Annotated in this window: 17 protein-coding genes and 1 other RNA gene; 7 read left to right on the top strand and 11 right to left on the bottom strand. The window is 72.0% G+C overall.

Going from position 1 to position 22,140, the window contains the following annotated elements; all coding sequences use genetic code 11:
• The first annotated feature begins 61 nt into the window (after nucleotides 1-61).
• Nucleotides 62-988 (top strand): zinc-binding dehydrogenase, encoded by a 927-nt coding sequence (locus ACZ59A_RS43825; RefSeq protein WP_470971187.1) that lies wholly within the window; start codon nucleotides 62-64, stop codon nucleotides 986-988.
• A 24-nt stretch (nucleotides 989-1,012) separates the two neighbouring features.
• Here the strand turns inward: ACZ59A_RS43825 and ACZ59A_RS43830 are convergent, their stop codons facing one another.
• Nucleotides 1,013-1,762: an SDR family oxidoreductase gene (locus tag ACZ59A_RS43830; RefSeq protein WP_470971190.1), complete on the bottom strand. Its 750-nt coding sequence runs from the start codon at nucleotides 1,760-1,762 to the stop codon at nucleotides 1,013-1,015.
• 13 nt (nucleotides 1,763-1,775) lie between these two features.
• A complete protein-coding gene (locus ACZ59A_RS43835) occupies nucleotides 1,776-2,525 on the bottom strand; it encodes an SDR family NAD(P)-dependent oxidoreductase (protein WP_470971193.1) in 750 nt (249 codons plus the stop codon).
• A 118-nt stretch (nucleotides 2,526-2,643) separates the two neighbouring features.
• Here ACZ59A_RS43835 and ACZ59A_RS43840 point away from each other — a divergent pair, with 118 nt between their 5' ends.
• Complete coding sequence (locus ACZ59A_RS43840) at nucleotides 2,644-3,243, top strand: TetR/AcrR family transcriptional regulator (protein ID WP_470971195.1); 600 nt, start codon at nucleotides 2,644-2,646, stop codon at nucleotides 3,241-3,243.
• A 46-nt stretch (nucleotides 3,244-3,289) separates the two neighbouring features.
• Here the strand turns inward: ACZ59A_RS43840 and ssrA are convergent.
• The 5 genes from ssrA to ftsE form a co-directional block, all read right to left on the bottom strand.
• Nucleotides 3,290-3,660: a transfer-messenger RNA gene (gene ssrA, locus ACZ59A_RS43845) on the bottom strand.
• 110 nt (nucleotides 3,661-3,770) lie between these two features.
• The gene (gene smpB, locus ACZ59A_RS43850) at nucleotides 3,771-4,256 is read right to left on the bottom strand and encodes an SsrA-binding protein SmpB (protein ID WP_470971198.1); all 486 of its coding nucleotides are present in this window, start codon (nucleotides 4,254-4,256) and stop codon (nucleotides 3,771-3,773) included.
• 18 nt (nucleotides 4,257-4,274) lie between these two features.
• Complete coding sequence (locus tag ACZ59A_RS43855; RefSeq protein WP_470971200.1) at nucleotides 4,275-5,498, bottom strand: S41 family peptidase; 1,224 nt, start codon at nucleotides 5,496-5,498, stop codon at nucleotides 4,275-4,277.
• A 68-nt stretch (nucleotides 5,499-5,566) separates the two neighbouring features.
• Nucleotides 5,567-6,478, bottom strand: a complete 912-nt coding sequence (gene ftsX / locus ACZ59A_RS43860; protein WP_468055135.1) for a permease-like cell division protein FtsX — start codon at nucleotides 6,476-6,478, stop codon at nucleotides 5,567-5,569.
• Nucleotides 6,479-6,487: 9 nt separating this feature from the next.
• A complete protein-coding gene (gene ftsE, locus ACZ59A_RS43865) occupies nucleotides 6,488-7,177 on the bottom strand; it encodes a cell division ATP-binding protein FtsE (protein WP_201857601.1) in 690 nt (229 codons plus the stop codon).
• Nucleotides 7,178-7,504: 327 nt separating this feature from the next.
• On the opposite strand from ftsE, the gene ACZ59A_RS43870 reads away from it, so the two are divergent.
• Entirely contained in the window at nucleotides 7,505-7,705 is a 201-nt protein-coding gene (locus tag ACZ59A_RS43870; protein ID WP_055555454.1) for a hypothetical protein, read from the top strand.
• 107 nt (nucleotides 7,706-7,812) lie between these two features.
• Here ACZ59A_RS43870 and ACZ59A_RS43875 read toward each other — a convergent pair whose 3' ends face one another.
• From ACZ59A_RS43875 to ACZ59A_RS43890, 4 genes are all read right to left on the bottom strand, one after another.
• A complete protein-coding gene (locus tag ACZ59A_RS43875) occupies nucleotides 7,813-8,502 on the bottom strand; it encodes a hypothetical protein (RefSeq protein ID WP_470971204.1) in 690 nt (229 codons plus the stop codon).
• Nucleotides 8,503-8,816: 314 nt separating this feature from the next.
• Nucleotides 8,817-9,929, bottom strand: coding sequence for a peptide chain release factor 2 (gene prfB, locus ACZ59A_RS43880; protein WP_470971207.1), 1,113 nt, complete (start codon nucleotides 9,927-9,929; stop codon nucleotides 8,817-8,819).
• A gap of 134 nt (nucleotides 9,930-10,063) precedes the next feature.
• Nucleotides 10,064-11,422, bottom strand: coding sequence for a serine/threonine-protein kinase (locus tag ACZ59A_RS43885; RefSeq protein ID WP_470971210.1), 1,359 nt, complete (start codon nucleotides 11,420-11,422; stop codon nucleotides 10,064-10,066).
• Nucleotides 11,423-11,656: 234 nt separating this feature from the next.
• Nucleotides 11,657-13,411, bottom strand: coding sequence for a serine/threonine-protein kinase (locus ACZ59A_RS43890; RefSeq protein WP_470971213.1), 1,755 nt, complete (start codon nucleotides 13,409-13,411; stop codon nucleotides 11,657-11,659).
• A gap of 503 nt (nucleotides 13,412-13,914) precedes the next feature.
• Between ACZ59A_RS43890 and ACZ59A_RS43895 the strand changes: the two genes are divergently transcribed.
• From ACZ59A_RS43895 to ACZ59A_RS43910, 4 genes are all read left to right on the top strand, one after another.
• The gene (locus ACZ59A_RS43895; RefSeq protein WP_470971216.1) at nucleotides 13,915-18,165 is read left to right on the top strand and encodes an FtsK/SpoIIIE domain-containing protein; all 4,251 of its coding nucleotides are present in this window, start codon (nucleotides 13,915-13,917) and stop codon (nucleotides 18,163-18,165) included.
• A gap of 224 nt (nucleotides 18,166-18,389) precedes the next feature.
• The gene (locus tag ACZ59A_RS43900; RefSeq protein WP_470971218.1) at nucleotides 18,390-19,757 is read left to right on the top strand and encodes an ABC transporter substrate-binding protein; all 1,368 of its coding nucleotides are present in this window, start codon (nucleotides 18,390-18,392) and stop codon (nucleotides 19,755-19,757) included.
• Nucleotides 19,758-19,780: 23 nt separating this feature from the next.
• Nucleotides 19,781-21,148: a carbohydrate ABC transporter permease gene (locus ACZ59A_RS43905; RefSeq protein WP_470971221.1), complete on the top strand. Its 1,368-nt coding sequence runs from the start codon at nucleotides 19,781-19,783 to the stop codon at nucleotides 21,146-21,148.
• The gene (locus tag ACZ59A_RS43910) at nucleotides 21,145-22,026 is read left to right on the top strand and encodes a carbohydrate ABC transporter permease (protein WP_468055153.1); all 882 of its coding nucleotides are present in this window, start codon (nucleotides 21,145-21,147) and stop codon (nucleotides 22,024-22,026) included. The genes ACZ59A_RS43905 and ACZ59A_RS43910 overlap by 4 nt, the downstream gene beginning before the upstream one ends.
• Nucleotides 22,027-22,140 lie beyond the last annotated feature (114 nt).

A 22,140-nucleotide genomic window follows, 5' to 3' on the forward strand; every position in this document is an offset into this window, starting at 1 on the left:
GCTTATGCCACTCAGTGGCATAACTGAGCCGTCATCCCCTCCCGGAAAGGCGAACGCCCCCATGCGCGCCCTGATCGTCGACAGCTCCGCCCCCTCCGGTCTCCGCCTCGGCGAGACCGCCGACCCCGTACCCGCCCCGCACGAGGCGCTCGTCCGGGTGACCGCGACCTCCCTCAACTACGGCGAGACCGCCCACCGCGCCGAGGCCCCCGACGGCATGGTGCTCGGCTGGGACGCCGCCGGGGTGGTCGAGCGCGCCGCCGCCGACGGCTCTGGCCCGGCCGCCGGAACGCCCGTCGTCACCCTGGGCGAGGCAGGCGCATGGGCCGAACTGCGCGCCGTACACACCGGCATGATCGGCACCCCGCCCGCAGGCGCCGACCCGGGCGCGCTCAGCACCCTCCCGGTCGCGGCGGCCAGCGCGCTGCGCGCCCTGCGCCGGATCGGCGACACCCTCGGCCGCCGCATCCTGGTCACGGGCGCGACCGGCGGCGTCGGCCGGTACGCCGTCCAACTCGCCCGCCTCGGCGGCGCGTACGTCATCGCCACCACCGGCGACCCGGACGCCCACGGCGACGCCCTACGAGCCCTCGGCGCCCATGAGGTGATCGCGGCCCCGGAGGAGATCGCCGAACCGGTGTACGGCGTGGTGGACCTCGTCGGCGGCCCCCAACTCGTAGCGGCGTACGACACCCTGGCCGCCCACGGCACCCTGGTCTCCGTAGGCCATGTGACGGGCCGGCCCGAAATGTTCCCCTTCGGCGCCCTCTACGGCGACGCGGGCCGCCACGACCGCTCGATCGTCACGTTCTTCCTGCTGGAACGCCCCGACCTCGGCCCGGACCTCACCTGGCTCGCCACCCGACTCACCGCGGGCGACCTGGACCCCCAGATCGCCTGGCGCGGCGGCTGGGACCGGGTGGACGAGGCCATCGCGACCTTCATGGAACGCCGCCTCCACGGCAAGGCCGTCCTCGACATCGGCTGACGAACGCCTCGCTGTTCAGGCTGCTCAATACGCCAGCTCCCCGACTCCCCCATCAACCCGCAGCACCGTGCCCGCGGTGTAAGCGGATTCGTCCGAGGCGAGGTACACGGCCGCCTTGGCCAGCTCCGTGGCGGTTCCCAGGCGGTGGAGGGGTACGGTCCGCCGGAGTTCCTCATAGAGGGCGGCCTGGCGTTCGGGGCCGAGGGGGGCGAACGCGTTGGTGACGGTCGGGCCCGGGCTCAGTCCGTTGACGCGGATGCCCCGGTCCTTCAGCTCGTAGGTCAGGCCGCGCGTGTAGGAGAGCAGCCCCGCCTTGGCCGCGCCGTAGACCGTCGCGTTCTCGTGTCCTATGTACGCGGAGACCGAACCGACGAGAATGACCGAGGACTGCTGCGAGAAGAGCGGCAGCAGGTCCCTGATCAGGAAGAACGGCGACTTGAGATTGGTCGCGACGAGCCTGTCGAACGCCTCCTCGGTCCATGCGTCGAGCGGTAGGTGGGTGACGTCGGCGGCGTTGCTCATCAGGACGTCGAGCTTCGGCCACTCCGCCCGCAGCCGTGCCGCGAGTGCCGCCTGGCCGGGTACGTCGCCGGCGTCGCTGACGATGGTCAGCAACGGGCCTTCCAGTTGCCGGGCTGCCTCGTCCAGCCTTTCCCGGGAGCGGCCGGTGATGGCGACGGTCGCGCCTTCGGCGAGGAACTGGCGGGCCGTTTCCAGGCCGATGCCGCTCGTTCCTCCGGTGATCAGTGCGTGCTTCCCCGCAAGACGATTCACTGTTCTGATCTCCTCAGATCGCGGTCCGGCCGCCGTCGGCGGCCACGGTCGCTCCGGTTACGTAACTGGCGCGGTCACCGGCGAGGAAGGCGACCACCTGAGCCACTTCGGCCGGGTCCGACGTGCGCTTGAGCGCGGTGGTCAGCCCCATGCCGCCCATGTCCGGGCCCATCGCCGCGACCACCTTGGAAGTGCGCATCGGCCCTGGGGCCACGGCGTTGACCCGCACGTTCGACTCGGCGAACTCCGCCGCCCAGGTGCGGGTCAGCGATTCGAGCGCCGCCTTGGTGGCGCCGTAGACGGCCATGCCCGGCATGCCGAGGCCGGCCGCGGTGGAGCTGATGTTGACGATGCTGCCGCCCCTTGCGGCCATCTTCTCCGCGAACAGCGCGGTGAGCAGGAACGGTGCGCGCACGTTGACGGCGAAGGCGGCGTCGTAGCCCGCGAGGTCCTGCCCGGGGGTCGGGGCGAACGTCATCACACTCGCGTTGTTGATCAGTATGTCGACGGTTCCGGCGCCGTCGGCCAGTTGCCGCACAGCCGCCGGGTCGGACAGGTCGGCGACGACGAACCGCACCGTTCCGGCCAAAGAGCCGCCACCGCCCGCGCGTATGTCCGCCACCACCTGAGCACCGCGCTCGGCGTCACTGCCGGTGAGGATCAGGTCGGCCCCGCCCGCGGCCAGCACCTTGGCCGTCGCGTGCCCCAGCCCGCCGATCGCGCCGGACCCGGTGACGAGTGCCGTCTTGCCTGCGAATTCCATTTCTGCGCCCCTCACGCCGGCCGTTGGCCGAGCGACTTCTGTGCATCCGTTCAAGAAGTAACGCAGCAGAAGCTACGACTTCTTGAACGTACAGTCAAGAAGTCGTAGTCTTGCTCGCATGGCACGAACCGGACGCCCCCGCGAGTTCGACAAGGAACAGACGCTGGAGCGCGCACTCGAACTGTTCTGGTCCCGGGGATACGGGGCGACGTCGGTCCAGGACCTGGTCGACGCGCTGGATGTCGAGCGCGGCAGCCTTTACGGAGCGTTCGGTGACAAGCGCCGCTTCTACCTGGACGCCGTCAGGCTCTACTGGGAGGTGTACGAGCGGCACCTGACCACTGCTCTCGACACCGCCCCGCTCCTGCCGGCCCTGCGCGAGATCCTGACGCACCCGGCGCGGCTGGACGAACTGATCTCCGACGTGGGCGTGCCGCAGGGCTGCCTGGTCGGCAACACCACCGCCGAACTCGTCCCCCAGGACAGCGAGGCCACGGAGGTCGTGACCCGCTCGTACCGCCGGTTCACCGAGATCGTCACCGACGCGCTCCGCCGCGCCCAGGCCGCCGGCGAGGTTACGGCCGGCTCCTCCCCCGAGGCCCAGGCACAGCTCCTGCTCTACATCGTCCAGGGCCTGTCGCTCGTATCGAGGGCGGGTCTCGATCGGAGCGCGGCCCTGGCCGCGATCGACACGGCGGTGGACGGGCTGCGGGCGTAACGACGAAGGCCCCGCCGGGTGGCGGGGCCTTCGTCGTACATGGGATGAGTGGAGATGGCGGGAATCGAACCCGCGTCCAACGGTGCGGAATCAGGGCTTCTCCGAGCGCAGTCCGCTGCGATTTTCTCGGCCCCGGAGATCACGCGGACAAGTCTCCGACGGGCTCAGTCACTGTTTGATTTCCCACTACACCCCGTGACCGGGTCTAGTGGTTTAGTTCCCTAGTCGATGCCAGGATCCGGGTCGGGAACATCCCCGGGCTGACACTTCGCAAAGTCGCTACTTAGGCAGCGAGGGCGAAGGAATCGCGCTTGGTGTTGGCGATTATTGTTTGCGACATATGGTTTACGAGATCATTGCCGCTTCCTCGGCTCGCTTCCCCTGCTTCGACAGCCGCTGTCGAAACCGATCATCCCCATGTCTTTTTATCAAAGGTGGTGCCACGCCCTCGTGTGGGGGGCGCACCGCCATCATAGGTGAACAACGCGCTACGGGGCCACATCATTCCCGCCCGGCGACGTCCGAGGTCAGACGCGGCCGCGCTCGCGGCGGCGGACCGCCGAGATCGCCCGGTCGGTCTCGCGGCGGTCCTGCTTCTCGCGGAGCGTCTGGCGCTTGTCGTACTCCTTCTTGCCCTTGGCGAGCGCGACCTCGACCTTGGCGCGGCCGTCCCTGAAGTACAGGGCCAGCGGCACGATCGTGTGGCCGGTCTCCTGGGTCTTGTGGAGCAGCTTGTCGATCTCCGCCCGGTGCAGCAGCAGCTTGCGGCGGCGGCGCGCCGAGTGGTTGGTCCACGTCCCCTGGCTGTACTCGGGGATGTGCACGTTGTGCAGCCACGCCTCACCGTTGTCGAGCTGCGCGAAGCCGTCGGCGAGCGAGGCGCGCCCCTGGCGGAGCGACTTCACCTCGGTCCCGGTCAGCACCAGACCGCACTCGTAGGTGTCGATGATGTGGTAGTCGTGCCGCGCCTTCTTGTTCTGCGCGATCAGTTTGCGACCCGTCTCTTTAGCCATAGCAGGGTCATTCTCGCACTAGGACCCGCCCCCGAGGCCACTCAATACTGTCCGGGCGCGTGCCTCGGCGCTCGGGCCGTCGTCGCCGTGGACCGCGAGATCGGGGGCGATGCCCTCGCCGTCGACGATGCGGCCCGCGGGGGTGCGGTAGTGGCCGACGGTCAGCTCGGCGACCGAGCCGTCGGAGAGCTTGCTGGGCATCTGCACCGAGCCCTTGCCGAAGGTGCGGGAGCCGACGACGATGGCGCGGCCGCGGTCCTGGAGGGCGCCGGTGAGCAGTTCGGCGGCGCTCATGGTGCCGCCGTCGACGAGGACGACCAGCGGGCTGTTGATGTCGCCGCCGGGCCGGGCGTCCAGGACGCGCTGTTCGCCCCGGACGTCGTACGTGGCGACCAGGCCGCCGTCGAGGAAGGAGGAGGCGGCGGTGACGGCCTCGGTGACCAGGCCGCCGGAGTTGCCGCGCAGGTCGAGGAGGATGCCGTCGCCCTCGGGGACGTGCCGTACGGCGCGGCGCACCTCCTCGCCGGACCCCTTGGTGAAGGAGTCGACCTTGATGCGGACGGCGCCCCGTCTCTGGTCGCCGACATCGCCGACGCGGTCGACCGTGACCGGCTCGGTGGCCAGCCGCGCCCGGTGCAGGGTCTGCCGCCAGCGGTGGCCGTCGCGCTCCAGGCCGAGCGCCACCGGGGTGCCCGCCGAGCGGCCGGTGTGCCCGCGCAGCCGGGCGACGACCTCGGTGACGGGGCGGCCGGTGGCCTTCATACCGTCGACGGTCAGCAGCCGGTCGCCGGACCGGAGCCCGGCGCGGTCGGCGGGGCTGCCGGACTGGACGTGATCGACCTCGATCCGGCCGCCGGTTCCCACTCGCGCGGAGATCCCGACGCCGACGTAGGCGCCGTCGAGGTGCTGGCGGAATCCTTCGTACTCACGGGCGCTGTAGACCGCGCCCCACCGGTCCCCGCTGCGGCTCACCACTTCACGGGCGGCCTGCGAACCGGACTTCCCGTCCTCCTGGGCCGCGGCAGCCGCCGCCTCGACCTGGTCGCTCTCGACGGAACCCGCGGCGACCGGGCGGATCGGTATCCGCGCGGCCGACGAGCCCCGGTCGGCGGCCCGGGCGGGACCATCCGCGCCCCACGAGCCGGTGGCGGCGCCGGTGGCGAGCACGCTCACGAAGACCAATGTCAGGGCGGCCCCGTGGCGAATGCGGCGGGGATGGACGAACAAACACGGGCCCGACATGCCGGTGAGTGTAGGGCAAGCCCGGGCGCCGTACGCCTGGTTGTGAGGTACGGCGCCCTAGGCGAATGTCACACCTTGAGGTACTTGCGGAGCGCGAAGAACGCCGCGAGGGCGGGCATGAGCAGCCCAATCGCCAGCACGAGCGGCAACTTGGCCAGCACCGCGTCCCAGCCGATGAAGTTGATCACGTCGATCTTGCCCGCGAGCCAGTTGTCGACCAGGAAGTACTGGCCGCTGACGAGGAGTACGCAGGCGAAGCCCGCGCCCATCAGCCCCGCGATGGCGGCCTCCATGATGAACGGCATCTGGATATAGAAGCTGGACGCGCCGACGAGCCGCATGATCCCGGTCTCCCGGCGCCGGCTGAACGCCGACACCCGGACCGTGTTCACGATCAGCATCAACGCGACCACCAGCATCAGCGTCATCACGCCGAGCGCCGCGTAGTTCATGCCGTTGAGCAGATTGAAGAGATCGTCGACCAGGGCCTTTTGGTCCTGTACCTCCTGCACCCCGGGCCGGGCGGCGAAGGCGGTGGAGATGACGTCGTACCGCGTCGGGTCCTTCAGCTTGATACGGAAGGACTCCTGCATCTGGTCCGGCGTCAGCGAATCGGCGAGCGGAGAATCGCCGAACTGCTCCTTGTAGTGCTTGTACGCCTGCTCGCTGGTCTCGAACTGAACCGAGTCGACGATGTTCATCTGGTTCAGTTCGGAGCGGATCTCCTTTTTCTGGACGTCGGTGGCCGCGCCTTTCGCGCAGTTGGCCGAGGACTCCTTGTCGTTCTTGTTGCAGAGGAAGATCGAGACGTTGACCTTGTCGTACCAATAGCCCTTCATCGTGCTCACCTGCTGGCTCATCAGCAGGGACCCGCCGAACAGGGCGAGCGAGAGGGCTACGGAGACGATCACCGCGAAGGTCATCGTGAGATTACGGCGGAGACCGACGCCGATCTCCGACAGGACGAACTGGGCGCGCATGGCGTCCTTTCAGTGCTGGTAGCCGTAGACGCCGCGGGACTGGTCGCGGACGAGACGGCCCTTCTCAAGTTCGATCACGCGCTTGCGCATCTGGTCCACGATCTGCTGGTCGTGCGTGGCCATCACGACCGTGGTGCCGGTCCGGTTGATCCGGTCCAGCAGCTTCATGATCCCAACGGAGGTCTGCGGGTCGAGGTTGCCCGTCGGCTCGTCGGCGATCAGCAGCATCGGCCGGTTCACGAACGCGCGGGCGATGGCCACGCGCTGCTGCTCACCGCCGGACAGCTCGCCGGGCATCCGCTCGTCCTTGCCGCCCAGACCCACCAGGTCGAGCACCTCGGGAACGGTCTTGCGGATGGCGCCGCGCGGCTTGCCGATCACCTCCAGCGCGAAGGCGACGTTCTCACCGACCGTCTTGTTGGGGAGCAGCCGGAAGTCCTGGAACACCGTGCCCAGCTGGCGGCGCATCTGCGGCACCTTCCAGTTGGACAGCCGCGCGAGATCCTTGCCCAGCACATGGACCGCGCCGTGGCTCGCACGCTCCTCCCGGAGCAGCAGCCGGAGAAAGGTGGACTTTCCCGATCCCGAGGAGCCCACCAGGAAGACGAACTCGCCCTTCTCGATCTCGAGCGAGACATCCCGGAGTGCGGGACGGGTCTGCTTGGGGTAAGTCTTGGATACGTTGTCGAATCGGATCACTGATGCACCACGGTGACCTGGGTAGCGGTACGGGCTGCAGCCGGAGCGGCTCCCGTCGGTGAGCGTGACCATACGCGAACCGCGCACGGGTCCGCAGCGCCCATCCGGCTTGGTGCGTTTATTCACGGCACTATTGGGGGCAAACGGTTGACAAAGCGGCCGTCGAGTCGTCCGAAACGGCCACAGAACCGGTACGGATGCGGCACGGAATCGTGCGGGGCGCGCCGAACCGGGCGGAAGCTGGCACAGTGGAAGGGGAACCAACCCATTTCCCCGAGCGTTGGCCCCATATCTACTGCGGCACCGCCGCGCGGGAGGAGAAAGCGCATGACGTACGACAGGCTCGTCTGCGCCAACTGCGCGAGCCCCGTCAGCGAGGGCCGCTGCCCGGTCTGCCGGGCCAGCAGGGAGCGCCTCCAGCAGCAGGAGGGTCCCTTCGCCGGGCTGACGCCCGCCGCCCTGATAGCGCTCCTGGTGGCGCTGATCGCGGTGGCCGTGCTCGCTCACGAGATGGCGGCCGCGGCGTAACGCAGCGTTACCGGTCACCGGCCGGTACGGAACAGCACAGCACAGACGCCCGAGGGGCCCGGAGCTCTGCAGCGCTCCGGGCCCCTCGACGTGCGTGCGGCTATGGATCAGGCCACGTTGTTGTTGCGGCTCGCGAGACGCGGCACGACGCGGAAGCCGATGCCACCCGCGATCATGGTCGCGGCACCGATCAGCAGGAAGGTGGTCTCGGAGGAGGCACCGGTCTCGGCCAGCTCCTCCTTGGCCTTGCCCTGCTCGACCGGCTTGGAGCCGACGCTGTCGGTGTCCGTGTTGTCGTCGCAGTTGGTGGAGTCGAGGTCCACGGTGCACGTGGAGTCGTCGCCACCCGCGCCGCCGCCCTGGCTGGGCGAGGAGCTGGGCTGCCCGGAGGGCTCGTCCGTCGGCTCGTCCGTCGGCTGGCCCGTGGGCTGGTCCGTCGGCTCGTCGGTGGGCTCGTCCGTCGGCTGGCCCGTGGGCTCGTCGGTCGGCTCGCCCGTCGGGAGCGTCGGCAGCCCGGTGGGCAGGCCGGTGGGCTCGTCCGTCGGGTCGTCGGTGGGATCACCGGTCGGAATGCCGGTGGGCTCGTCGGTGGGCTCGTCGGTCGGGTCGTCGGGGTTGTGGACGCCGACGCCGACGTCGAGGCCCTTCTCGTCCGCGTTGACCGAGGCGTCGACGCCACCGATCCCCACGTCGATCCCCACGGCCGATGCGGCGCCGGCGGCGGTCAGCGACGCACCAGCGGCGATCACCGCGGCGGCCGCTATGCGCGCGACACGCAGCCGCGTCTTCTTCGTCATCTGCCTGCTACCCCCAGTAGCTGTACTCGTAATGGAGAGCAGCTATGCACGGGGCCACGGCCGTCAGGGGGAGAGATTCCGCGAGCTCTGCCTGCTCAGGCGATCCGCCGGTCCCCGTTCACACGCGCCCCAGTCATACGCATGCCGCGCGTCAGCCTTCCCAGTTTTCATGGCACCGTCAAGCGTCTTTGAGTGCGAGATGTCCGCTATGAAGGCGCTTGTGTGACGCATGGGTACAGGACTGTGACCAAAAAAGGTCCCTGGGAGACCACTTGGCGACCACTTGGCGATCGGAAAGACCGTCGCGAGGGGGTCTAGTTCCCCTGCTCCCGCTGCTTGCGCCAGCGGATTCCGGCCTCCAGGAAGCCGTCCAGCTCGCCGTCGAGCACCCCCTGCGGGTTGCCGACCTCGAACTCGGTGCGCAGGTCCTTGACCATCTGGTACGGGTGCAGGACGTACGAACGCATCTGGTTGCCCCAGGAATTGCCGCCGTCGCCCTTGAGCGCGTCCATCTTGGCCTGCTCCTCCTGGCGGCGGCGCTCGAGGAGCTTCGCCTGGAGGACGTTCATCGCGGTCGCCCGGTTCTGGATCTGCGAGCGCTCGTTCTGACAGGAGACCACGATGCCGGTCGGGATGTGGGTCAACCGCACCGCGGAGTCGGTGGTGTTGACGCCCTGCCCGCCGGGGCCCGACGAACGGTAGACGTCGACCCGCAGCTCGGACTCGTCGATCTCGATGTGGTCGGTCTGCTCGACCACCGGCAGCACCTCGACCCCCGCGAAGGAGGTCTGACGGCGGCCCTGGTTGTCGAACGGCGAGATGCGCACCAGGCGGTGGGTGCCCTGCTCGACGGAGAGCGTGCCGTACGCGTACGGCGTCTGCACGGCGAAGGTGGTCGACTTGATGCCGGCCTCCTCCGCGTACGAGGTCTCGTAGATCTCCGTCTTGTAGCCGTGCCGCTCGGCCCAGCGCAGATACATCCGCTGCAGCTGCTCGGCGAAGTCGGCGGCGTCGACGCCGCCCGCCTCGGCGCGGATGTTGACGAGCGCCTCACGGGCGTCGTACTCGCCGGACAGGAGGGTACGCACCTCCATCTCGTCGACGGCCTTGCGCACGGCCTGCAGCTCGGTCTCGGCCTCGGCGCGGGCATCCTCGTCGCCCTCGTCGGAGGCCAGCTCGAACAGCACCTCGAGGTCGTCGATCCGGCCGCGCAGCTCCTCGGCCCGGCGCAGATGCCCCTGGAGATAGGAGAGCTTGCTGGTGACCTTCTGCGCGTTGTCCGGGTCGTCCCACAGAGACGGGGCCGCCGCCTGCTCCTCGAGCACGGCGATGTCGGCCCGCATCTTGTCGAGGTCCAGGACGGCCTCGATCGACCCCATGGTCGAGGAGAGGGACTTCAGCTCTTCGGATACATCGACGACTGCCACGTGCACCAGCCTAACCGCTATAGAAGGATCTCCGGCCCGTCGGTCCCTCGCCGGGACAGCGGGCTCTCAGGGCGTCACAGGGGTCCTGCCCGGAGTCACTGTCCTGAGTCACTGTCCTTGGTCACCGGCCCGCATCACTGCCCCGAGTCCTGCGAGGACGAGTGCTCGCCGCCCTTGGGCGCATCGCCACCGTCACCGCCGCTCGCGACCAGCCATCCGACGCCCACGGCGACCAGCGCCGCCACCGTGGCCGCGGCGACCTTGAGCCGACGGCGGCGCAGCGCCCCCGAGACCGCGGGATGGCGCGCCGAGCCCGCCCGGCGCTGACCGTGGACGCGCGGGGCGCGCGCGGTGCCGTGCGCGCCGCCCGCCAGCTCGTCCGCGCTGGGCACGCGCATGCTGGTGTGCGTCTCCCGGCTGCTGTCCGGGACCGTGCCCGGGACCAGTGGGACGGCGCCGCGCCGCCGCTGCTGCTGCGGCCCGCCCTGGCCGTATCCCTGTCCGTACCCCTGGCCCGGTCCGGCGGGAGCGGACCGCTGCCCGCCCTCCGGGGACGCGCCCTCGGCGTCCTGCTCCTCGTCGGTCTCGTCCGGCTCGTCGATGTCCAGCGGCGGGTATCCGGCCAGCGTGGGCAGGATCTCGCGCAGCCGCGCGGCCAGCTCGGAGGCGCGCAGCCGGGAGGCGGGGGCCTTGGCGAGGCACTGGAGCAGCAGCTGCCACAGCTCGTCGGGGATGCCGGGCAGCGGGGCGACGGTCTCCGTCACATGGCGGCGCAGGATCGCGCCGGGGTGGCCGCCGCCGAACGGGGTGAAGCCCGCCAGCAGCTCGTACAACACCGTGGCCAGCGCGTACACATCCACGCTCGCGCGCGGCGGCAGCCCCTCGATGATCTCCGGCGCGAGGTAGTCGGGGGTGCCGATCACGCTGCGCGGGTTGGGCGAGCGGCCCTGGGACGACTGCTGGCCGCGGGCCGGACGGCCGACGCGGGCCCGGCCCGGTTCGTCGACCAGGCGCGCGATGCCGAAGTCGGTCAGCAGGGCGGGGTGGGAGCGGCCGGGGCCGAGCGGGCCCTGCATGTCCAGCAGGACGTTCTCCGGCTTGACGTCCCGGTGCACGATCCCGGCGGCGTGCGCCGCGGCCAGCCCGTCGGCGACGTCCGCGGAGATCGCGACGGCGGCCTCCGGGGACAGCCGCCGCTCGCGGTCGAGCCGGGTGCGCAGATCCGTACCGCGGATCAGGTCCATGACGAGCGCCAGGTCGTTGCCGTCCACCACGAGATCGCGCACTCCGACCACCCGGGGGTGGTCGAGGCTGAGCAGCGCGGTGCGCTCCTGTACGAAACGGCCTACCAGCTCCTGGTCGGAGGCGAGATCCTCGCGCAGGAGCTTGATGGCGACCGGGCCCTCGGGGCCCTCGCCCAGCCACACCGTGCCGGCGCTGCCGCGGCCCAGGACCTGGTGCGCGGTGTACCGGCTGCCGATCTTCCGTGACAAGACTGCTCCGAATCCTCCGACAGGGGGCACGTTGGCGACAAAGCTACGCGGCTACTGGCGCGTTGGGGGCATCAGACAGCGCCAACTGTCACTTCTGAGCGGAAAACACCCCTTGGATGTCGACAAATCACCTGACTCGGCGCATCGGTCGGGGTGTTGAGGGGTGTGCCGAAGGGTCCGGCGGACTCAGCCGAGGGTCGGCCCGGGCCGCCGATCGGGCCCGGGCCGCCGGGGCTAGCTCGGGCCGCCGAGAGCGGAGATCCAGTCTTTGACCTCGGTGACCCAGGACGAGACCGCGTCCCAGTAGCCCTTGCCCTCCGCGACCCAGTCCTTGAGCGGGGTCAGCTCCCAGATCAGCCAGGAACCCACCACCAGGATCAGGATCACGAACAGGCAGCCCTTGAGGCAGCCGAGCCCGGGGATCTTCATCTTGTTGGGGTTGGAGCCGCGCGACCGGGGCTCGCGGCGCGGCTCCGGCTGCTGCGGCGGCGGCGCGTAGCGCTGCGGCTGCGGCTCCTGGGGGCGCTGCGGGGCCGGGGCGTACTGCTGCGGCTGCTGCTGTTGCTGACGGCGCTGCTGCCGACGCGACGGCGGCGGCTGCGGGGGCTGCTGCGGCTGCTGGTACTGCTGTTGCTGGTACTGCTGCTGTTGCTGCTGCTGGTACCCCTGCTGCTGGTATCCCTGCTGGCCGTACCCCTGCGGCGGCTGCTGCGGCGCGGGGCGGGTGGGGCGGCGGCGCAGCGGGTCCTCGCTCGGGTCGAGGTACTGGACCTGCGTCTGCTCGTTGCGGTCGCGGGCCGCGCGCAGCTGGTTCTGCCAGGGGTGCGGATCGTCCTGCCCGGGAACGCCGCCGGGCGGCACCGGGGGCATGGCCCGGGTGGGGTCCGCCCCGGGGGCGCCCGGGCCGTTCGTGGGCATCGCCTGGGTGGGGTCGGCGTCGGGGCCCGTGGTGGGGAGCACGTTGGTGGCCGCGGCCGGGTCGTACGAGGGCTGGTTGCCCGGCGCGTTCGTCGGCAGCACCTGGGTCGCGTCGCCCGCGTCCCCCGGGGCGGTGTCCGGGACCGGGGCCGGTGCCGGATCCGGCGCGAGCAGCGCGGCGACGCCGAGGGCGGCCTCCGCCTGCGCGGCCGAGGCGTGCACGCCGATACCGGCGGCGACCGTACGCAGGCCCCGGGCCAGGCTCTCGGCGCTCGGGCGCTCGTCCGGGTTCTTCCGCAGACAGCGCTCTATGACCGTCCACAGCGGCTCGGGCACGGTCGTGGGGCGGCGCGGCTCCTCGCTGAGGTGCCGGTGCAGCACCTCGAGCGCGGTGTTGCCCGCGAACGGCGGACGGCCGGTGACCAGCTCGTACAGCATGATGCCCGCGCCGTAGATGTCCACCGCGGACGTCTGCGGACGGCCCTCGGCGGACTCCGGCGCCACGTAGGCGGGGGTGCCGACGAACTCCTGAGTCCGGGTCAGACCGGGCGAGTCGGCGAGCCGCGCGATGCCGAAGTCGGTCAGCATCGGGTGCATCTGCTCGCCCTCGCCGGTGCCCGCGAGGAGCACGTTGGCGGGCTTGAGGTCGCGGTGCACGATGCCGTCGGCGTGGCTGGCGGCGAGCGCGTCGGCGGTCTGCGCCATGAGGAGGGACGCGGCGACCGGCGTGAACGGGCCGTTGGCGCGCAGGTAGTTGTGGAGATCCGGACCGTTGATCAGGTCCATGACGAGTGCGAGCATATCGCCCTCGACGACGAGATCCCGGGTGCGGACGATGTTGGGGTGGGTGAGACGGAGCAGTACGGAACGCTCGCGGAGAAAGCGCATGACGATGTCCGCGTCGTTCGCCAGCTCCTCCTTGAGGACCTTGATCGCGACCGTCTCGCCGGGCTGCCCGGCCACGGCCGCCTCGGCGCCCGCCGTCTCCCGCTGGCTGGCCCGCCAGACGGTGCCCGTGGCTCCGCGTCCGAGCGGCTCCTCGAGCAGGTACTTGCTGCCTACCGGCCGCACGTGCGCTCCCTGGTCGTGGTCATATCGCTTGCATCGCTTGCTGCATCGCTTGTACTGCCTGCCGTGCTCGTCCGCCCACTGTAATGGGGACGGACCAGGTGCCGTACCGATCACTGCTGATCACCGCTTGAGCGGCGCACGACGGGGTGTGCCGGGCCACCGCGGAACCCCCGGGAAAGACGCGTGATCCGGGGAGTCGGTTGCCCGATCCCGTCCTCTTAACACAGCCGATCCGGTCGTGCCGACGCAGCGGATCCGGTCGCAATCAGCCAGTTTCGGCCGACTAGCCGACCAATCAAGATCATGTGGCGCCGGGCGGCAGGCGAAGTGTCAGCGGCAGGTGCGAGGATGCACGCAGCACGGAAGCGCCGAGCGGCGGGGGGCTCACGCTCCGTGATCCGTACGATCCCGTACGGACCTGTACGTGCCGAAGCGCCTGGGGGCGAGACGGCGGGGTTGGCACCCCCGCCCGGCCCCCCGGACAGAAGGGACCGTTGACGGCGATGCAGATTCGGCTGACCGTCCTCGGGCCGCGCAGCGCCCACCCTGGCCGTTCCGGCCATCCTGCGCCCGCGCCGCCGCCGCACGCCCTCGCGGGCGCGGTGGACGTGCTCGTGACCGCTCCCGTCGGCACCGCCCTCGCCTCCGTGACGAGCGGCCTCGCCGCCGCCGTCGCCGCGGCCGGGCACGACGCCGGGGGCGGCACCGGCGCGGTCGTGGTCTTCGCGGGCTCGGAGCGGCTGGACCCCCAGCGCTGCGCGCTCGGCGAGCCGCCGCTGGTGGACGGCGCGGTCCTCTCCCTCCACGCCCCGGCCGACCCCGATCACTACCCCGGCTATCCGGGCTACCCCGGCCTGCCCGAGGCGGCGGTGTCCGACGCCACGGTCCATCTGGACGTGATCGCGGGGCCCGACGCGGGCGGCGTCCACCTGCTGCACGGCGGCCAGGTCCGCATCGGCCGCTCCGCCGACGCCGACGTCCCTCTGGACGACCCCGACGTCTCCCGGCTGCACTGCGCCGTGACGGTCACCGAGGACGGCCGGGTGACCATCGCCGACCTCGGCTCGACGAACGGCACCGCCGCCGACGGCGCCCCGGTCGGCCCCGACCCCGTACCGCTCGCGCCGGGCGCGCTGCTCCGGATCGGCGAATCCGCGCTGCGGCTGCGTGCCCCGGGGGCGGCCCCGTCCTCCCCCGCCCGCCTCCCCGTCCACCCGGACGGCGAGGGCCACCTGAGGGTCACTCCTCGTACGGACGGCGTGGCCCACGCCAAGGGCCCCTGGACCGGCGCCCCGACCCAGCCCGCCCGCCACCCCGGCCGGGGCTGGGCCCCGGTGGGCCAGTGGGACGCCACGACCCACGCCGGTGCCCAGGGCATCACCTCTGGGGCCCCCACCACCCACGGCACGGGCGCGGGGATCCCGGCAGCCCCGGCGCACCCCGGCGGCGAAGGGCCCCCCTGGGCCGAGGGCCCGCCGGGCGACGGCGGCGGCGCGCCCTACGGCAGCCCCGCTCCCGGCGGGCGGTCCGCGGCCCCCACCCACGGCGCGCAGCAACCCTGGCCGGGCGACGCCCGCACGGGCGGTGGCAACCCCGCGGACCGCGGCCCCCGGGCCGGAGGTCCGGCAGCGGACAGCGGCCCGCCGCACGGCAGCCCGACCGCCACCGGACCGCGCGGCGCGGCCGACGACCGTGGCCGCGCCGGACAACCGGGCGCGGGCGGCAACCCGCCCCACGGCAACCGCGCCCCCGGCGCACAGGAACCCTGGCCGGGCGACGGCCGCACGGGCGGAGGCAGGCACCCCGCAGACCACAGCCCCACCGGACAGCCGGGCGCGGCCGGAGGCCCGGCGGGCGGTGGGCTCCCCGGGCAGCGTGGCGCGACCGACCGACGCCCGGCCGATGACCGCGGCCCCACCGGACGACCCGACGCGGGCGGCAACCCGCCCCACGGCAACCGCGCCCCCGGCGGACAGGAACCCTGGCCGAGCGACGGCAGCCATCGCGGCGCGGCCAGCGGCACGGGCCGCCCCGGCGGAACCGACCGCGCCCCCGCCGGACGGCCGGGCGCCCCAGCGCCCGACGGCGCGGCCAGCGACCCCGGGCGTGGCAGCCAGGAGCCATGGGCCGGAGGCCCGGGAGCGGACGGTGGGCCGCGCGGCGCACAGGCCCCCTGGACCTCAGGCCCGGCGGGCGGCGGCGCGGCCGACACCGAGACGCGCGGCGCGACCGGCCAACGCCCCGGCGGGCAGCCAGGCGCCCCCGCGCGCCCCGGCGCTCCGTACGGCGGCGCGGCAGATGGCTGGGGCCCCGGGACGCCCGCGGGCGGAAACCCCCGGGCCGCAGGTCCCGACGTGGGGCGCGGCGGGCGGGGGACGCCGTTGCGGGGGACCACCGTGCCGGAGGGGACCACCGTGCCGGAGGGGATCGGCGAGGCGGGGGCGTACGCGTACGACGCTCCCGGGGCGCAGGTCCGGCGGCGCGGGATAGGGGCCTGGGTACGGCAGCTGACCGGGGGCCGGGGCGGGGACGAGCGGGGCGCGGACCAGACGGTGGGCGCCGAGGACCTGGCGGCGCGGGCGGCCGAGGAGGCCGCCGCGCTGCACCGGCGGTGGCCGGACCCGGCCGCCGTGCTGATGACGGCGCTGGGGCCGGGGCCGCGGCTGTGGGAGCGCGGGCCGGGCCACCCGGACACGCTCACCGTGCGGCTCGGCTCCGCCGACCGGCTCTCCGGCGCGGGCGGGCTGCTGCCCGCCGCGCCCGTGACCGTAGATCTGCGGCAGGCGGGTTCGCTGGGGCTGGCGGGGCCGCGCGGGCGGCTGGCCGGGCTCGCCCGGTCCGTCGTGGCGCAGCTCGCGGCGCTGCACGCGCCCGGCACGCTGGAGATCGTGCTGCTCAGCACCGAGGACCGGCCCGCCGAGTGGTCCTGGCTGGGCTGGCTGCCGCAGCTCCAGCCGTTGCGCGGGCAGGACTGCCGACTGCTGCTGGCGTACGACGCGGAGCAGGTGACGGCCCGTACGGCGGAGCTGACCCGGCGGCTGGACGACGCCGCCGCGGGCCCGGCCGAGCCCTCCACCGTGGTGATCGTGGACGGCGATCCGGGCCCGCCCGCGCTGCGCGAGGCGCTCGGGCGGCTGGCGGTCGGCGGACCGGAGGCCGGGATCCATCTGCTGTGTCTGGCCGAGGCCCCGGCCGCGTCGCCCGCCTCACCGCTGTCGGTGAGTTACGAGACGGCGTGCGCGGCCTCCGCGGCGTTCGCGTCGTGCGAGGTGGCGGCGCTGCTGAGCGGTGATGTGGCCACCGGGCTGCAGATTGTGCGCCGGGATGCCGCCACCGGCGGCGCGGGCGTGCCCATGTGGGTGGCCGGGGCCACCACGGCGGCCACTGTGGACGCGGTGTCGGGGGCGTGGGCCGAGCGGTTCGCGCGGGCGCTCGCGCCCCTGCGCCCGGCCGCTTCCGGCCATGGCGACGAGGCCGGGCGGCAGGTGGCGGCCCCGCTGCCCGACTCGGCCCGGCTGCTGGACGAGTTGGGGCTCGCCCGGGCCACGCCCGCCTCGCTGATGGCGCGTTGGGCGGCCGCCGCGGACGAGGTCCCGGCGGGCGGCCGGGCGCTCGCGGTGCTGGGCGCCGGACCGCGCGGGCCGGTCGCCGTCGATCTGGCCGCCGACGGCCCGCATCTGCTGATCGACGGCGGGGCGGGCACCGGCAAGACGGAGCTGCTGCGGTCGCTGGCCGCCTCCCTCGCCGCTGCCGAACGGCCCGACCGGCTGGAGCTGGTGCTCCTCGACGGCGCGGGGGCGAGCGGCGGCGCGGAGCGCGGCGAAGGGCTGCGGGTGTGCACCGATCTGCCGCATGTGTCGACGTATCTTGCCGCCTCCGACCCGGTGCGGATGCGGGAGTTCGCGCAGGCGCTCACCTCGGAGCTGAAGCGCCGGGCCGAGCTGCTGGGCCGACTGGACTTCGTCACCTGGCACACCCGGTTCCGGGAGGGTACGGGCGCGAGCGCGGCCGGTGGCGCCTCCCCGCGGGTGGTCGCGCCGCGCTCCGCCGGTGACATCGACCCACCGCCCAGTACGACGCTGAAGCTGCGCCCCCAGCGCGGCCGCCAGGACCGCCACGACCAGCACGACCAGGGCGAGCAGCACGCCCCCGAAGGGCGCACCGCGGAAGCCCCGCGCCCGTTCCCCCGCCTCGTCGTCCTCGTCGACGACTTCGACGCGCTGGTGGCCCCGGCCCTCGGCAGCCCGGGCCGCCCGGCGGCCGGTTCGGTGGTGCGCGCGCTGGAGGCGATCGCCCGCGACGGCGCCCATCTCGGCGTCCATCTGGTGGCGGCGTCCGGCCGCCCGGACCGTACGGCGGATACGGCGGCGGTCGAGCGGGCCGGGCTGCGGATCGTGCTGGAGCCCCGTCCGCTGGGGCCCGCCTCGTCCGAGCGGCCGGAGGCGGAGACCCACGCGTCCGACGCGTCCGGTGAGTCCGGCGGTGAGCACGCTCCCGGCCGCGGCCGTCTGCTGCGCCCCGACGACGCGGCGACGACCCCGTTCCAGGCTGGCCGGGTCACCGGGCGGATACCGCGCACCGCCACCCAGCGGCCGACGGTCGTACCGCTGGAGTGGGAGCGGATGGGCGATCCCCCGGCCCGCCGCCCGCTGCGCGAGCTGGGCAACGGGCCGACGGATCTGGCGCTGCTCGCCAGCGCGCTCCAGCGCGCCGCGCAGTCCGCGGACGCGCCGACCGCGCCAGCCCTGATCTGACCGGCCGCCCCCCTCACGGCCTCGTCCACCCCACCGATTAATTGACGCCTTGACCGATCGGATCTGCCCCTTCCGCGCCACCTTGTGATTCGGCGTTCATCACGGCCCGGTCACGACCGTGAGTGAACGCCGAAAACGGTATTGCCACGTTGGGTGACCGGGCGTAGGACTGTCGCACGGGACACGACCGCGCGCGAGGCGGTCGGCATCGGAAGGAAACGGGGATGCAGAAATCGCTTCGCAGGAAGCGGAAGAAGCGAACGGCACGAGCCACGCTGGCCGCGGCATCGGCGGGAGCGCTCATGCTCACCGCCGCCGGCTGCGGCGGCGACGACGGGGACACGGTCAGCGGCGGCCCACCGCCGGTCACCGTGAAACTGCCCAGCCTCAAGGGCCAGAAGCTCCAGGTCACCGCCGTCTGGACGGGCACCGAGCAGGAGAACTTCACCAAGGTGCTGAAGGAGTTCGAGAAGCGCACCGGCGCCAAGGTCTCCTTCGTGCCCAGCGGTGACGACATGGCGGGCTTCGTCGGATCGAAGATCGCGGGCGGCTCCCCGCCGGACGTGGCGATGGTCGGCCAGGTCGGGGTCATGCGCGAATTCGCGCAGAAGGGCTGGGCGAAACCGCTCGACCCCGCCGCCAAGGCGGAGGTGAACAAGAACTTCGCCAAGGGCTGGCAGGATCTCGGCTCGTACGACGGCAAGCAGTACGGGGTGTATTTCAAGGCCAGCAACAAGTCCCTGATCTGGTACAACACCTCGGCCTTCGACTACGCGGGCGCGAAGGTACCGAAGACCTGGAAGCAATTCCTGGCCCAGGCCCAGCTGATCTCGGATTCCGGCACCGACGCGATCGCGATCGGCGGCCAGGACGGCTGGACGCTGACCGACTGGTTCGAGAACGTCTACCTCTCCCAGGCGGGGCCCAAGAAGTACGACCAGCTCGCCCAGCACAAAATCAAATGGACCGACCCGTCCGTCAAGAAGGCGCTGGAAACCCTCGCCCAGCTGTGGGGCACCAAGGGCCTGGTCGCGGGCGGCCGGAGCGGCGCGCTGCAGACCGCGTTCCCGGACTCGGTCACCAAGGCGTTCGGCAACGCCGCCGAGCCCGACGCGGGCATGGTCTTCGAGGCCGACTTCGTCGCCGCGAATGTCGCGGACGCGGGCGCGGAACTCGGCGGGGACGCGAAGGTGTTCCCGTTCCCGGCGGTGGGTGCCAAGCCACCGGTGGTGACCGGCGGCGACGTGGGCGTGGCGCTGAAGAACAGCAAGGCCGCGCAGGCGCTGCTGACCTTCCTGGCGTCGCCCGACGCCGCGACCATCTGGGCCCAGTCCGGCGGGTTCATCTCGGCGAACAAAAACGTGAAATTCAGCGCCTATCCCAATGACCCGATGCGCGACATCGCCAAGGCGCTCATCGCGGCGGGCAATGACTTCCGGTTCGATATGTCCGACCAGGCCCCGGCCTCCTTCGGCGGAAAGCCCGCCCAGGGCGAATGGAAAGCGCTCCAGGACTTCCTCAAGAACCCGAGGAACGTGGAAGGAATCCAGCGCCAGTTGGAAGCCGATGCCGCCAAGGCGTACAAGAACTGACGACTCGACCGGGAGATCCACATATGTCGACCGCGACAGCGGGCGGCGCGGCCACACCTGGCCGGGCACCGTCCGCCCCACCGGCCACACCGACCGTCAAGAAGAAGGGCGTCCTGGGCACCCGGCCCTGGCTGGCGGCGGTGTTCCTGCTGCCCGCGCTGGTGCTGCTCGGCGCGCTCGTCGTCTATCCGATCGGCTACTCCGTCTACCGCAGCTTCTTCGACGCGAGCGGCAACGGCTTCGTCGGCCTGGACAACTACACGGAGATGTTCTCCGACGACGCGACCAAGACGGCCATCAAGAACAACATCATCTGGCTGATCCTGGCGCCGACCATCTCCACCGCGCTCGGCCTGATCTTCGCCGTGCTCACCGAGCGGGTGCGCTGGTCCACCGCGTTCAAGCTGATCGTCTTCATGCCGATGGCGATCTCCATGCTGGCCGCGGGCATCATCTTCCGGCTGGTGTACGAGCAGGATCCGGACAAGGGCGTGGCCAACGCCATGTGGGTGGGCGTGCACGACTCGTTCAACGCCTCGCCGCCCTTCCCCGGCGCCCATCCGCGTCCGGCCGCCGGGCTGACGGAATCCCAGAACGGCTCCTTCACCACCCAGGACACCGTCCGCGCCGGGTCCCCCTCCTCGATTCCGCTGGTCGCCGCCAAGCGTGACGACATCAGCGGCGCGCAGGACGCCAAGGCCGCGCGGCCCGAGGCCGGGAAGGTCACCGGCACCGTCTGGTTCGACTTCACCAAGGGCGGTCTCGGCAAGGAAGGCGCCATCGACAAGGGCGAGAAGGCGATGGCCGACCTCAAGATCGAGGCGGTCAAGGACGGCAAGGTCGTCGCGAAGGCGACCTCGGCCGCGGACGGTACGTACACCCTGCCCGCCAAGGCCGAGGGCGCCCAGCTGCGGCTGCCCGCCTGGAACTTCTCCGCGCCGTACAACGGCATCGACTGGCTCGGCCCGTCCCTCGTCACCCCCGCCATCATCGGTTCGTACGTCTGGATCTGGGCGGGCTTCGCCATGGTGCTCATCGCGGCGGGGCTCGCGGGCGTACCGCGTGAGCTGATGGAGGCCGCGCGGATGGACGGCGCCAACGAGTGGCAGGTCTTCCGGCGGGTCACCGTGCCGCTGCTGGCGCCGGTGCTCTCGGTCGTCGTCGTCACGCTGATGATCAACGTGATGAAGATCTTCGACTTGGTCTACATCATCGCGCCGGGCCCCTCGCAGGACGACGCCAACGTCCTCGCGCTCCAGCTCTTCCAGTCGTCCTTCGGGACCGACGTCAACCAGGGCCTCGGCAGCGCGATCGCCGTCCTGCTGCTGTTGCTGGTGCTGCCCGTCATGTTCGTCAACATCCGCCGGATTCGAAGGGAGAGCCGCCGATGACCAGCGCGGACACGGTCGTACAGGCGAAGCGGTCCCTGGTCGGGCGGATCGCGGAACGGGCCGGGGGCGGGGTGGTGCAGGTCGCCCTCGTCCTCATCGGGCTCTTCTGGCTGATGCCGACGGCGGGGCTGCTGCTGTCCTCGCTGCGCGACCCGTCGCAGGTGGACATCTCGGGGTGGTGGAAGGTCTTCAGCGACCCGTCGCAGCTGACCTTCGACGCGTACGACAAGCTGCTGAGCAACCAGCAGATCACCGACTCGCTGTGGACCACCCTCGCCATCACCGTCCCGGCGACCCTGCTGGTGGTCATCATCGGCGCGCTGGCCGGTTACGCGTTCGCCTGGATGGACTTCCCCGGCCGCGACTGGTGGTTCCTGATCGTCGTCAGCCTGCTGGTCGTGCCGATCCAGGTCGCCCTGATCCCGGTGGCCAAGCTCTTCGGCGAGATCGGCATCTTCCAGACGACGACCGGTGTGGTGCTCTTCCACACCGCCTTCGGCCTGCCCTTCGCCATATTCCTGCTGCGGAACTTCTTCGCCGAGATCCCCAGGGAGCTGCTGGAGGCGGCCCGGCTGGACGGCGCGGGCGAGCTGCGGCTCTTCTTCCGCGTCGTCATGCCGCTGGGCGCCCCGGCTATCGCCTCGCTCGGCATCTTCCAGTTCCTGTGGGTCTGGAACGACATGCTGGTCGCCCTGATCTTCGCCGACAGCGGCAACCCGCCGATCACGGTGGCGCTGCAGCAGCAGGTCCGGCAGTTCGGCAACAACATCGACATCCTGGGCCCCGGGGCGTTCGTCTCGATGGTCATCCCGCTGGCCGTCTTCTTCGCCTTCCAGCGCCAGTTCGTGGCGGGCGTCATGGCGGGCGCGGTGAAGTAGCGCTCCCCTTCCCGGCCGCGGGGGGGGGGGGGGGGGGGGGGGGGGGGGGGGGGGGGGGGGGGGGGGGGGGGGGGGGGGGGGGGGGGGGGGGGGGGGGGGGGGGGGGGGGGGGGG

The sequence above is a fragment of the Streptomyces sp. NPDC040405 genome (assembly GCF_055595765.1).

Bases quoted from the DNA above. Each gene is read 5' to 3' on its own strand.
- ACZ59A_RS43825 (WP_470971187.1), top strand. From the start codon at position 62: ATGCGCGCCCTGATCGTCGACAGCTCCGCCCCCTCCGGTCTCCGCCTC.
- ACZ59A_RS43835 (WP_470971193.1), bottom strand. From the start codon at position 2,525: ATGGAATTCGCAGGCAAGACGGCACTCGTCACCGGGTCCGGCGCGATC.
- ACZ59A_RS43840 (WP_470971195.1), top strand. From the start codon at position 2,644: ATGGCACGAACCGGACGCCCCCGCGAGTTCGACAAGGAACAGACGCTG.
- smpB (WP_470971198.1), bottom strand. From the start codon at position 4,256: ATGGCTAAAGAGACGGGTCGCAAACTGATCGCGCAGAACAAGAAGGCG.
- ACZ59A_RS43855 (WP_470971200.1), bottom strand. From the start codon at position 5,498: ATGTCGGGCCCGTGTTTGTTCGTCCATCCCCGCCGCATTCGCCACGGG.
- ftsX (WP_468055135.1), bottom strand. From the start codon at position 6,478: ATGCGCGCCCAGTTCGTCCTGTCGGAGATCGGCGTCGGTCTCCGCCGT.
- ACZ59A_RS43870 (WP_055555454.1), top strand. From the start codon at position 7,505: ATGACGTACGACAGGCTCGTCTGCGCCAACTGCGCGAGCCCCGTCAGC.
- ACZ59A_RS43875 (WP_470971204.1), bottom strand. From the start codon at position 8,502: ATGACGAAGAAGACGCGGCTGCGTGTCGCGCGCATAGCGGCCGCCGCG.
- ACZ59A_RS43895 (WP_470971216.1), top strand. From the start codon at position 13,915: ATGCAGATTCGGCTGACCGTCCTCGGGCCGCGCAGCGCCCACCCTGGC.
- ACZ59A_RS43900 (WP_470971218.1), top strand. From the start codon at position 18,390: ATGCAGAAATCGCTTCGCAGGAAGCGGAAGAAGCGAACGGCACGAGCC.
- ACZ59A_RS43905 (WP_470971221.1), top strand. From the start codon at position 19,781: ATGTCGACCGCGACAGCGGGCGGCGCGGCCACACCTGGCCGGGCACCG.
- ACZ59A_RS43910 (WP_468055153.1), top strand. From the start codon at position 21,145: ATGACCAGCGCGGACACGGTCGTACAGGCGAAGCGGTCCCTGGTCGGG.